Annotated in this window: 4 protein-coding genes; 1 reads left to right on the top strand and 3 read right to left on the bottom strand. The window is 68.8% G+C overall.

Going from position 1 to position 13693, the window contains the following annotated elements:
- Positions 1 to 89: 89 nt before the first annotated feature.
- Together tnpB and tnpA are read right to left on the bottom strand one after the other, a co-directional pair.
- Positions 90 to 437 (bottom strand): IS66 family insertion sequence element accessory protein TnpB, encoded by a 348-nt coding sequence (gene tnpB / locus Y958_RS25905; RefSeq protein ID WP_088874767.1) that lies wholly within the window; start codon positions 435 to 437, stop codon positions 90 to 92.
- Positions 434 to 868, bottom strand: coding sequence for an IS66-like element accessory protein TnpA (gene tnpA / locus Y958_RS25900; RefSeq protein WP_088874766.1), 435 nt, complete (start codon positions 866 to 868; stop codon positions 434 to 436). The genes tnpB and tnpA overlap by 4 nt, the downstream gene beginning before the upstream one ends.
- 722 nt (positions 869 to 1590) lie before the next feature.
- On the opposite strand from tnpA, the gene Y958_RS25895 reads away from it, so the two are divergent.
- Positions 1591 to 12504, top strand: coding sequence for a hypothetical protein (locus Y958_RS25895; RefSeq protein WP_145727611.1), 10914 nt, complete (start codon positions 1591 to 1593; stop codon positions 12502 to 12504).
- Positions 12505 to 12613: 109 nt separating this feature from the next.
- Here the strand turns inward: Y958_RS25895 and tehA are convergent, their stop codons facing one another.
- Entirely contained in the window at positions 12614 to 13594 is a 981-nt protein-coding gene (gene tehA / locus Y958_RS25890) for a dicarboxylate transporter/tellurite-resistance protein TehA (RefSeq protein WP_088874764.1), read from the bottom strand.
- Positions 13595 to 13693: the final 99 nt, after the last annotated feature.

The raw sequence follows: 13693 nt of genomic DNA, 5'->3' as shown, positions 1-13693 counted from the left end.
ATTCTACCCGAAAACGCCGCCGTCGGCAGGGTGGTGGACAGCACCCGAGTCACTATGACGCGCCGGGGGCCACATGGGACCGAGCGCGCTCAGCAGGCTGCGTCCGGTTGCCAGGTGCGCACCGGCGTCCGCCAATCGATCCCTTCCAGCAGCATGGAAACCTGGGCGGCGGTGAGCGCGACCGAACCCTCCCTGGCCTGCGGCCAGACGAACCGGCCGCGCTCCAGCCGCTTGGAGAACAGGCAAAGGCCCTGGCCGTCCCACCATAGAATCTTGATCAGGTCGCCACGCCGCCCCCGGAAGGCGTAAAGCGCGCCGTCATGGGGATCGAGCCTCAGCATCGTCTGCACCTGGGCGGCCAGGCTGTCGAACCCGCGGCGCATGTCGGTCGCGCCGCACGCCAGGTAGATGCGCACATTGCCCGGAATGCCGATCACGAAAATGCCGCCAAAACCCGTCGCAAGGCCGCCTCGCCGACATCACCGGTGATCCGCAGCCTCACGCCGGTCGGCAGCTCGACCTCGATCATGCCGATGGAAATGGGGGCCTGCTCCGCCGCTTCAGGAACGACCGCCGGTTCGGGCAACGCCGCATCGGCAACGACCGAAACCGGAACGAACCCCGTCAACTCACCCGACCGGAACTGCTTGCGCCACGTCGACAGCTGACCGGTGCTGATACCGTGCATGCGGCACGTCAGGCTCGGCGACGACCCCGGCGCCACACTCTGCGCCAGAACCCGCAGCTTCTCCTCGGTACTCCAGCGCCGCCGACGCTCCGGGCCGCCCAAAACCTCGCCGTGCAGCTCAGGAGCGCTCGTATGAGCACTTCGAAGCGCCTCCTTGCCGATCACCGTCACGTCGTCCATGCGTCCACCACTCAAGCCGAGCGGCAAGCATGCCCATCAATAACGCCCTGGGAAGGCGGGGCTGCGCTGACGCTTACCCGCTTCATGCAGGCGGGGGTTTTGCTTTTGGGGTCGAGACCGGCGGCTGAGCTTGGGGAGGGGGGAGTGCCAGCCCTGGGAGGGCCGGTCGGCAGCACAGCTCAGCCGGAAGGGCGCTACGGGCAACGCCGATGGAACCCTTGCAACACTGGCCGAGCACAGCGCATCCGCGGATAACCGATCTCCGTCGGGAGGCGGCTCGTCAGGCAAAACACACACACGCTCCCCGTCTGATCGTCCGGCGGTTGCTTCAGGACGGGGCCCCCGCCGCTTCGGGGGATGCGATTCGGGCGAGGGCTGGTAGGGATCGGTCCTTTTCGCAGGAGCCGGGGTGAGGAAGATCGCAAGGTTGCGGTCACATTCCGTCACCAGAAGTAAGATTTAATAATATTGTGTTGGATCTAGTTGGAAGCTAAAAGACACAGCACTATCAATTGGCGATATTTCTCATTTTTACTAGCGGAATTATAAGAATATTTTTGTGCGGAGATAATATTCTGTTGAGGGGGGCAGCCATAAACAAGACTATCCCGCCACTGGCGATGCCACGGGTTCACTGCGCGCGCAAAGTGGTCCGAGGCAGGTGAATATCTGTGATGGTGGGAATGATGGGACGGATTGCGAACGTCGGCGGTGCTGGCGCCATGACTCATGGTGATACGGGCCAGGCTATGCTCCAGCGCGACACGATCCAGGGCAATCGCGGCCGCCTGCTGGCCGGCGCCTCGCTGCTGGCCGTGGGCATGGCGCTGGCGGCGCCGTCGCTGGCCCAGGCGCAGACCACCGTTTCCACCACGCTGACCGGCACGCAGGTGAGCAATGCCAACCTGACGACCTACCGGATCACCAGCTCCGGCGCCATCGTCTCCACCGGCCAGACGCTGCTGAACAACCGCGCGTCCATCGGCACGCTGGAAAATGACGGGCTGCTGTGGAACACCAGCCTTGTCGGCGGCATCGCCCTGGGCAACACATCCATCGGCAGCATCGGCCTGCTGCTCAACGTCGGCACCATCCTTGGCCACGCGAGCGGCCTTGCCAACTTCGGAACCATCGGTACGGTATCCAACACCGGCACCATCTCGTCCGTGACCATGCCCGCCTTGGTGAACTACGGCGGCATCGGGACGCTGTCCAACAGCGGCACCCTCATCGGCTTCGCCGGTTTCACCAACATCGGCAGCATCGACACCTTCGTCAACAGCGTCGGCGCCCGCATCCAGGGCGGTACCGCCATCACCAACGGCGGGCCGATCGCCGTCATGGTGAACAGCGGCACCATCGCCGGCACTTGGATCGGCATGACCAACAATGGCGGCCTGGTCGGCACCCTGGACAACCGGGGCGTCATCTCCGACGTGGGGGGCGGCGGCCTCAGCAGCGCCGCGGCCCTGCTGAACAATGGCACCATCAATACGCTGACCAACAGCGGCATCATTTCCGCCATCGGCGCCACGGTCAACGCCGTCTACAACCAGTACAGCCAAGCCGTGGTGGGTACGCTGATCAACACCGGCACCATCAGCGCCACCGGTGCCGCCGGCATTCTCAGCGATGACGGCGCCACCATCACCGTTCTGAGCAACGGCGCCGGCGGTGTCATCAGCGGCGGCACCGACGCCGTCCGCAACCTGGGCAGCATCGGCACGCTGGTCAACGCCGGTATCATCCACGGCGGCTCGATCGGCGTCTATTCCAGCGGCAGCATCGGCACGGTGCTGAACGCGACCAACGCCACCATCGCCGGTGACAGCCGGACGGGCCTCAACAACACCGGCAAGGTGGGCACGGTGTCGAACGCCGGCACGATCACCGGCACGACCTACGCGGTCAGCAACACCACCGCCGCCACCATCGCCGTCGTCGTGAACAGCATAGGCGGCGTCATCTCCAGCGACGGCACCGGCGTCTACAACGGCAGCGGCGCCAGCATCACCACGCTCAGCAACAGCGGCAGCATCGGCGGCAAGTTCGCCATCACCAACGCCGGCCTGGTCACTGTGCTGCGCAACGACGGGACCATCACCGGCTCCCTGGGCAGCAACCGCTACGCCATCAAGAACACCGCCACCATAGTCCGGCTGGACAACAGCGGCACCGTGACGGGCGGCAACGCGGCCGTCTTCAACGGCGGCAGCATCGGCAGCCTGTCCAACAGCGGTGGCATGAATGCCTCCAACGCCGTCTACAACTTCACCGGCGCCGTCATCGGCACGCTGTCGAATTCGGGCAGCATCACCGGCGGGGAGGGGGTCGCCAACGGCGGCACGGTGACCCTGCTGACCAATACCGGCCTTCTGGCGGGCAGTGGGGCCGGCGGCGTCATGAACAACGGCGTCCTGGGCACCCTGGTGAACAATGGCACCATTTCGAACGGGGCCGCCAGCAGCGGCAGCGCCGGCGTGTACGTCTTCGGTGGCACCATCGGTACCCTGGTCAACAACGGGGTGATCACCAGCGCCCATGTCGGCGTTTACAACACCAGCACCATCGGTACGCTGACCAACAACAACCTCATTTCCGGTGTCTTCAACGGTGTGGTCAATACCGGCCGTCTCATCCTGGTGGCCAACGCTGGCACCATTGCCGGCAGCATCGGCATCAACAACACCGGCACCATCGGCACCCTGGTCAACACCGGCAGCATCACCGGCTCCAACAAGGCGCTCTCCAACGCCGGCACGATCACCCGCCTGACCAATGCCGGCACCATCGCCGGCGATATCTCCAGCGCCAGCGCGCTGACCATCACCGGCGGTGGTGCCGGGACGGTGGGCACCTTCACGGGCCGCGCCGGCGGCCAGGGCCTCATCACCAGCACCATCGCCAACGTGGTGCTGGCGTCCGGCAATATCCTGTTGAACGACGTGGTCAACCTGAACACCCAGACGCTGGTCAACAGCGGTGCCGGTCTGACGGTGACGGGCGTGACCATCATCGGCAACTACAGCCAGACGGGCGGCACGCTGGTGGTGGGGGCCGGCAGCGGCGCCCTGCTGGTCACCGGCACGGCCAGCATTTCCGGCGGCCTGCTGGGGGCAGCCGACGCCCCCGCCGCCAGCGGCGCCGTCAATGTGTTCGCTGGGGCCAGCGCCACCATCGTGGAGGCGGGCACCCTGGTCACCACCGGTCTGACCGCCAGCAACGCGGCTTACAGCACCGTCGCGGACGGCAACTTCCAGGACCTGGTCCTGGTGCGGACCGGCGACTATATCGGCACCGTCTACGGCAGCCTGGGCGTCACCGGCCAGCTCAGCGCCACCACGGCGGTGATCGTGGCCACGACCGGCACCCTGGGCACGCTGACCAACAGCGGCACCATCAACGGCGTGAACCAGACCGGCGTGTGGAGCGCCGGCACCATCGGCACCCTGGCCAACAGCGGCACGATCCGGGGCACGGTGGACGCCGTCAACAACACGGTTTCCGCCACCCTGGGCCTGCTGACCAACGGCGGCGGGGGCGTCATCGCCGGCACGCTGCGCGGTGTCGACAACGCCGGCACCCTTGGCACGCTGCTCAACCAAGCCGGCGGCGTCATTTCCGGCAGCAGCGTCGCCGTCTATAATCGGGGCGCCGGCAGCAGCATCGGCACCCTGAAGAACGCCGGCACCATCGCAGGCGTCGGCGGCCGCTCGGCCATCGGCGTTTGGAACGCCGGCGCGATCGGCACCCTGGTCAATGGCGGCGTGGTCTCGGGCGGCTCCACCGGCATCTACAACGACAACGGCGCCAGCCTCGGCGGCCTGACCAACAGCGGCAGCATCGGGGGCAAGTCTGGCATCATCAACGCCGGGATCATCGGCGCGCTGCGGAACGACGGGACCATCACCGGCACCACCGGCAGCACCCGCTATGCCATCAAGAACACCGCCACCATCGGCTCGCTGGATAACACCGGCCTGATCAGCGGCGGTGGCGCCGCCGTGTACAGCACCGGCAGTATCGGCACGTTGTCGAACGGCGGAACCCTGTCCGGCGTGAACGCGGTCTACAACAATACCGGCGGTATCATCGGCACCCTGTCGAATACCGGCGCCATCGGCGGTGAGGCCGGTGTCGGCAACGGCGGCACCATCGGCCTGCTGACCAACAGCGGCAGCATCGGCGGCAGCGGCATGGGCGGCGTGCTCAACACCGCCACCATCGGCACGCTGGTCAATGGCACCGCCGGCATCATCACCGGCCACACCGCGGGCGTCTACGCCTTTGGCGGCACCATCGGGACGCTGGCCAATCGCGGCACCATCGCCGGCGACCTCATCGGCCTCTACAACACCGGCATCCTGGGCACGTTGGCCAACAGCGGCACCGTCACCGGCGCCAACGCCGCCATCGCCAATGCCGGCCAGATCGGCCTGCTGTCCAACAGCGGCGTGGTCGCCGGCAACGTCCTCAACACCGGTGCCGCGGCGCTGACCATCACCGGCGGCACCGGCACCGCCACGGGCACCTTCACCGGCTATGCGGCGAGCGGGCAGGGCACCATCACCAGCACCCTTGGCGGTGTGGTCCTGGCCTCCGGCAACATCCTGCTGAACGACGCGGTCAGCCTGGGCACCCAGACACTGGTGAACAGCGGTGCCGGCCTGACGGTGACCGGCGTGACCGTCACCGGCAACTACAGCCAGACAGGCGGCACCCTGGCGCTGGGCGCCGGCAGTGGCGCCCTGGTCGTCACCGGCACGGCCAGCATCAGCGGCGGCATCGCCACCGCGGCCGGGCTGACCGGCGCGGTCAACCTGCTGGCGGGTGATACCCACACCATCGTGAAGGCCGGCACCCTGGTGGCCAGCGGCCTATGGGCCGGCAACGCCACCTACGGCACCGTCGCCGACGGCGGACTGCAGGATCTGGTGTTGATCCAGAGCGGCGATTACATCGGCACCGTCTACGGCAGCCTGGGCAACGTCGGCGCCATCAACGCCACCACGGCCGTGGCGGTGGCCGCCACCGGTACCCTGGGCACCCTGTCCAACAGCGGCACCCTGTCGGGCGGCGCCTATGGCGTGCTGAACCAGGGCGGCATCGGCAGCGTGGTCAATGGCGCGGGCGGCCTGATCGCCGCCACCCAGGTGGCCGTCGCCAACACCGGCGGCACCATCGCCGTGCTGAGCAACGCCGGCACGATCAGCGGCCGTACCGGCGTGCTCAGCAGCGGCAGCATCGGCGCGCTGCTGAACAGCGGCACCATCGCCGCCGCATCCGACGGCATCGTCAACACCATCGGCGGCACGATCGGCAGCCTGGGCAACAGCGGCAGCATCCGTGGCGGCGGGGGCGTCAACAACGCCGGCGTCATCGGTACGCTGGTGAACAACAGCGCCATCGCCGCGAACTATGTCGGCGTCCGCAATGTCGGCAGCATCGGCGGGCTGTCCAACGCCGGGGTGATCAGCGGCGCCTTCACCGCCCTGTTCAGCAACGGGACGATCGGCACACTGGCCAACACCGGCACCATCACCGGCGGCAACTGGGGCCTTTACAACGCCGACAGCATCGGCACCCTGATGAACAGCGGCACCATCAGTGCCGTCAGCTGGGCCATCGACAACGAAGGCAGCTTGGGGCGGCTGGTCAACAGCGGCGTCATCGCCGGCAATATCGTCGACGCCAATACCGGCGGCGCCGGCCTGACCATCATCGGTGGCAGTGGGAACGCCGTGGGCACCCTGACCGGCTATGCCGGGGCGCAGGGCACCATCTCCCTGCCCAATGGCGGCGACGTGGTGCTGGCGTCGGGCAAGGTACTGCTGAACGACGCGGTCAACCTGGCCTCGGGCGCGCTGGTCAGTGCCGGCGCCTCGGTCACACTGGTCAGCATCGTCAACGTCACAGGCGATTTCCATCAGATGGTCGGCACCCTGCTGACGGCGGCCGACGGCGGCGGTCTGGTGGTCAGCGGGTCGGCCAGCCTGACCGGCGGCACCCTGGGCATCCGGCATGACGGCGCCAACGTGCTGGCGGGCGACACCATCACCGTGGTGGAGGCCGGCACTCTTTCCGCCAGCGGTGTGGCGGGCATCAACGGCAGCCTGTCCACCGTCACCAGCGGGTCGGTCACCGGCCTGATGCTGACCATGAGCGGCGACTATATCGGCGGTACCTACGGCAACCTGGGCACCGCCGGCCTGATCCAGTCCACCACCGCGGTGGCGGTGGGCACCGGCGGCACCCTGGGCACCCTGTCCAACACCGGGACTCTGGCGGGTACCCGCATGGCGGTCGACAACCAGGGCAGCCTGGGCCTGCTGGACAACGCGGGTACCCTGTCCGGCACCATCGTAGCGGTCTATAACAACGGCGGCACCATCGGTGCGGTGCGGAACAGCGGCACCATCGCCGGCGGCACCTATGCCGCCGTCTACAACGATGGCGGCACCATCGGCACGCTGTCCAACAGCGGCACCATCACCGATGTTTCGCTGGCGGCGATCGCCAACGACTACGGCGGCACCATCAACCGGATCGACAACAGCGGCACGGTGGCCGGCGCCATCACCGGCGTGTGGAACGCCAGCTCCATCGGAACCGTGGCCAACAGCGGCCTCATCAGCGGCATGATCGCCCTCTACAACGACGGCGGCACCATCGGCCTGGTGGCCAACAGCGGCACCATCGCCGGCACCATCCTCAACGCCTCGGCATCCGCCCTGACCATCGCGGGCGGCAGCTTCGACACCGTGGGCACCTTCACCGGCTACGCCCCGGGCAGCCAGGGCACCATCACCAGCACGCTGGCCAACGTGGTGATGGTGTCGGGCAACGTGCTGTTGAACGACGCGGTGAAACTGGGTGCGGGCACGCTGGTGAACAGCGGCGCCAACCTTCTGCTGACCAGCATCGTCAACGTCGCCGGCAACTACAGCCAGACGGGCGGCGCCCTGACCGCCGTCATCGGCGCCGACGCGGCCGGCCAGCTGGTGGTCAGCGGCACCGCCAGCCTGACCGGCGGCACGGTCGCCGTCCAGTCGGGCAGCAACGCCATCGCCGGCGACCGCTACACCGTGGTGGAGGCCGGCACCCTGACCGCCACCGGCGTCACGGCGCGCAACGGCGTCCTGACCACGGTCACCAGCGGCTCGGTCACCGACCTGGTGCTGACGGTGGATGCCGACTATATCGGCGGCGCCTATGGCACCCTGATGAACATGGGCCTGGTCAGCGCCGTCACGGCGGTGCAGGTGGCGTCCGCCGGTACCCTGGCGGCCCTGTCCAACAGCGGCACCCTGGTGGGCAGCATCTATGGCGTGGCCGTTGCCAATGGCGGCACGCTGGGCTGGCTGACCAACGCCGGCACCATTTCCGGCGGATCCACCGGCGCCACCAACCACGGGACGCTGGGGACCGTGGTGAACCGCGGCCTGATCACCGGCGCCAGCGCGAATGGCATCGCCAACGACGGCATCCTGGGCACGCTCGCCAATGCCGGCACCGTCGCGGCCACCTTGGGCGCCCTGTACAATTCCGGCGGCACCGTGGGCAAGCTGGACAACAGCGGAGCCATGACCGGCGGCACGGCGGGCATCTATAACGCCGCCGCCATCGGCACGCTGCTGAACAGCGGCACCATCGCGGGCGGCACCTATGCCGGCATCTACAGCAACGGCTCCATCGGCAGCCTGGCCAACAGCGGCAGCATCGCCGGCGGCTATGCCGGCATCCTGAACAAGGGGACGCTGGGCACCCTGTCCAACGATGCCGGCGGCGTCATCACCGGCTCCGCGACAGGCGTGTACAACCACGGCACCATCGCCGTGTTGAGCAACGCCGGCACCATCACCAGCGCCAACCTGGGTGTCTACAACCACGGCACCATCGATACCCTGGTCAACAGCGGCATCCTGGCCGGTGCCACCGCCCTGCACAACAGCGGCACCATCGGCGTGGTGGCGAACACCGGCGCCATCATCGGCAATGTGGTGAACGACGGCGGCACCGCCCTGGTCATCACCGGCGGCACGGGTGGTGCCGCGGGCACGCTGACCGGCGGCACCATCACCAGCACGGCCGCGAACGTGGTGCTGGCCTCCGGCACCGTGGCCCTGGATGACACGGTGAATGTCGGCAGCCACACGCTGGTGAACAGCGGCGCGTCCGTCGTGCTCACCAGCATCGTCAGCGTCACAGGCAATTACAGCCAGTCGGCCGGCACGTTGACCGCTGTCCTGGGCGCCGGCAGCGCGGGGGAACTGGTCGTCAGCGGCAATGCCAGCCTGACGGGCGGCACCGTGGCCGTCACGGCCACGGACGGCATGAACCTGATCGCCGGCGACAGCTACACCATCGTCGAGGCTGGCGGCAGCCTGTCGGCCACTGGCCTGAGGGCCGCGGCCGATGGCTTCAGCGCCACGCTGGGCACGTCCGCCAACGGCGGCACCACCGACCTGGTGCTGACGCTGGTCAGCGACTATGTCGGCGGCACTCTGGGCACCCTGACCAACAGCGGCACCATCCACGCTGCCACGGCGGTGAACATCGCCGCCGCCGGCTCCCTGGGCACGCTGGCCAACACCGGCGCCCTTATCGGCAATGTGGTGAACAACAGTGCCAACGACCTAGTGGTGGTGGGCGGCGGCAACGGCACGGTGGGCAGCTTCACCGGCGGCACCATCCGCAACAGCCTGAGCAACCTGACCTTGGGCTCGGGCGCCATCAGCCTGGGTGACGCCATCGATGTGGGCGGCCATACGGTTGCCAACACCGGCGCCGCCATCGCGCTGGCCGGCGATGTCGGTGTCACCGGCAATTTCAGCCAGAGCGGCGGCACGCTGTCGGTGGACGGCCACGTGCTGGGCGTCAGCGGTGCCGCCAAGGTCACCGGCGGGGTGGTGAATGCCGGCCTGTCCGGCACCGGCAACTACCTGGTGGGCGACAGCGCCACCCTGATCCAGGGTGGGGCAGGCTCCAGCTACACCGGTGCCGTGGTCACCAGCGGCGTGGCCGGCCTGGACGCCGGCGGTAGCGTCAGCGGCACCAGCCTGCTGGCCGTGGCCGCCAACGACTTCATCGGCGGCACCCTGGCCAGCCTGGCGGTCACCGGCACGCTCGTTAACGCCGCCGGTGGTGCGACGGCGCTATACATCGCCGCCACCGGCACGCTGGGCACCCTGGCCAATACCGGCACCATCGTCGGCAACGTCACCAACCTGTCGGCGGGTGACCTGACCGTCACCGGCGGCAGCGGCGGCACGGTGGGCGGCCTCCTCGGCGGCACCATTCGCAACGCCAGCAGCAACCTGGTGTTCGCGGCCGGCGATCTCAGCCTGGGTGACGACATCGATGTCACCGGCCATACGGTCACCAATGCCGGTGCCAACCTGTCGCTGGCCCGGAACGTGGCGGTGGCCGGTGATTACAGCCAGTCGTCCGGCACCCTGGCCCTGTCCGGTCATGCGCTGAGCGTCAGCGGGGCGGCCCGTTTCACCGGCGGCGCGGTCAATGCCGGCCTGGCCCCCGTCGCCAACTACCGGGTGGGCGACAGCGTCACCCTGATCCAGGGCGGGGTGGGCTCCAGCTATACGGGCGCCACCGTCACCAGCGGCCTCACCGGCCTGGACATCGGCGGCAGCGTCAGCGGCACCAATCTGCTGGCCGTGGCTGCCAACGACTATATCGGTGGCTCGCTCGCCAGCCTGGCCGTCACCGGGACGCTGACCAACACCACGGGCGGGGCCACGGCCCTGTACATCGCCGGCACCGGCACGCTGGGCGGCTTGGCGAACACGGGCGTTATCGCGGGCGACATCACCAACCTGTCGGCCAACGACCTGGCCATCAGCGGTGGAACGGATGCGGCACCGGGCACCCTGACGGGCCGGGGCGGCAACCGGGGCACCATCACCAACAACCTGGCCAACCTGCGCTTCGTTTCCGGCACGCTGCTGTTGAACGACAACATCAGCGTGGGCAACCACAGCGTCATCAACAGCGGGGCCACCCTGCTGGTGAACAGCGCCATCAACATCACCGGCAGCTACAGCCAGACGGCGGGCAACCTTGTGATCGGCGTGTCGTCCACCAGCAGCTACGGCAATCTGGTGATCAGCGGCAGCGCCAGCCTGACGGGCGGTTCCGTGACGCTGAAGGCCACCAGCGGCTCCCTGGCCGCCGGCAGCTACACCATCGCCACCGCCGGCAGCGGCCTGTCCACCAGCAACCTGGTGCTGACCGCCGCCGGCTACACGGTGACCAGCAGCACCATCACCAGCGGCGGCAAGACCGAGCTGGTGCTGACCCTGAACACCAGCAGCACCGGCACCACCGGCTCCGGCGATGGCACGGGGACGAACGGCGGCTCTTCAGGCAACGGCTCCTCGGGGAATGGCTCCTCCGGCAACGGGTCGTCCGGCAGTGGTTCCACGGGTGGCGGTTCCTCGGGCGATGGCACGACGCCGCCAGCCACCACTAACTACACGGCCGTGGGCGTGGCCCAGGGTGGTGCGGCGGTGGGCACCGGCGCCGCGCTGGACATTATCGCGGCCAGCGGCGGCTCGGCCGCGGCGGCCGTGCAGACGGCGGTGCTGGCGCCCCTGTCCACCCTGACCGGCACGGCCAAGCAGGTGGCGGTGGCCCAACTGGCGCCCAACCAGCTGACGCCGCAGCTGACCACCAGCCTGGTCACCCCCACCACCACGGCCATCAGCCAGCACCAGCAGACGGTGGCGGGACTGATGGACAGTTATGGCGGCAAGGGGGCCGCCGCCGGCGACGGCACGCTGAACGGCGTGTTGTGGGGTGAGGTGCTGGGCGGCGGCGCGCTGCGCGCCAACGCCACGGACGCAGCGGGCTACCGCGCCAGCAGCGCCGGCCTGGTGCTGGGGGCGGATTGGTACGCCGATCCGGAGGTCATGGCCGGCCTGGCGTTCAGCTGGCTGAACAGCGCCGCCGTGGGGCAGGGGGTGACGGCCGGCAGCCTCACACGCGTGGGCAGCTACCAGCTGACCGCGTACAGCGTCTGGCGCCCGGCCTTCGCGGAGCAGCGGCTGTCGGTCGAGGGCCAGGTGGCGTTCGGCTACAACCACTACGACCAGCGCCGGACCATCGACTTCCTGGGGGCCCGCGCCAACGCCAACTATGGCGGTGAACAGTACCTGGGCAAGGTGACGGTGGGATACGCCATGCCGGACCGCAACGGCTTCACCCTGACGCCGCAGTGGAGCCTGCAGGCTGCCCGCCTGACCAACCACGCCTACAACGAGCACGACGCCGGGGTGGCCGATCTGGCGGTCAACGCCATGACCACCAACAGCCTGACCCAGGAATTGGGCTTCAAGCTGGATACGGCCTTGAACACCGGCATCGGCAAGCTGATGCCGGACCTGAAGGTGGCGTGGGTGCACGACTACCTGCATGGTCCGGTGACGACCACCAGCGTCCTGGGCGGCGTCAGCTTCGCCAGCACCACCGGCCGAGTCAGCGCCGATGGCGTCGCCATCGGCCTGGGCGCCACCCTGGCCAAGGGCGACGGCATCAGCCTGCGCCTGGAATACAGCGGCGAACTGCGCAGCGACTATCAGAGCCACGCCGGCGTTCTGCGTGCCAGCTGGGCGTTCTGACCAGAAAAGGAAGGCCGGGGCGCCAAATGCTCCGGTCTTCCCCCTAGGTCGTCCATTCCCTCGCGATCCCGATGCCCGGCAGGGCGACGAAGACGGGTGCCGTGACGGTTCAGCGCGGCGTGGCCGGCACGGGCGGTGGCGGCAACAGCCGGCCTTGCAGGGTGCGGTAGACCGTGCCGACGGCCACCACGCCCACCACCACATTGGCCAGCAGGAACAGCGCCGGGGCTAGCTGCGCCAGGACGCCGGTATCGCCCCGCGCCACCATGCGCACCGGGGTGGTGGCCAGGGCGGTGGCGCCGAAGGTGAAAGCCCAGAAGGACGGGGTGAACGGCTCCTTCAAAATCCAGGGAAGCAGGCGTAGCAGGACCAAGGCTTGCAACAGTCCGTAGCCGACCAGCATGCGGGGGAAGAAGGCCGGCAGATCCGGCGCCACGCTGATCAGGGCGACCGCACCCACCACCGGCGGCGCCAGTTGCACCCCCAGGGTGGGGCGCAGGGCGGGGGCCAGGGCCGGCGCGGTGAGCAGGCGGTGCAGCAGCACGGATTCGATGGCCAGCCAGCCGAAGAAGCCGGCACCGAAGGCCATCTGGCCCACCTCGCGATAGCCCAGGGCCGCCGCCACGATGCCGGCGACGAAGCTGCCCGCCACCGTGGGCAGGTACAACACGGCGGTAGTGGTGGCGGGGTCGCGCCCGCCCTGCCACAGCCCGCCCGTCCTCCACACGGCGAACAGCAGCGTGAAGGCGGCGCCCAGGGCGTATAGCGTCAGGGCCAGGGGCCGTGAATGGGGCAGGGCGCCCCCCGCGACCAGCATGGTGGCGACGCCGGCCAGGCCGATGAAGCAGCATTGGACGGGGTGATCCACCTCTGCCAGGGCGGCCGGGCGGTGGTTGATCCATTTGGCGGCGTACAGCAGCAGCACGACGGCCCACACGGCCGCGCCGGCGGCCATCAGCGCCTCACCCACCGCCGAAGGCAGGCCCCAGGCGTCATGGGCCGCCCGCCAGCTGGCGCCCAGGCCGGTCAGGCCCAGCACGATGCCGAAGAAGGCGGCCGGCACGGGAGGCAGGAAGGGACGGGTGCTCATGGGGGCTCCTTGACGGGTCGAGCGGCATGCGCCAGGGCAAACAGCCTGACCGACTAGCCGCGCCCGTCAAGGTGGCGCTTAAGCCCCGCAACAAAGTTG

Origin of the sequence: Nitrospirillum viridazoti CBAmc (genome assembly GCF_000730165.1) — a bacterium.
In the GTDB taxonomy this organism is placed as follows: Bacteria; Pseudomonadota; Alphaproteobacteria; order Azospirillales; family Azospirillaceae; genus Nitrospirillum; species Nitrospirillum viridazoti.
Note: the sequence above shows the minus strand (reverse complement) of the source record. Positions and strands in the feature narration are given on the sequence as shown.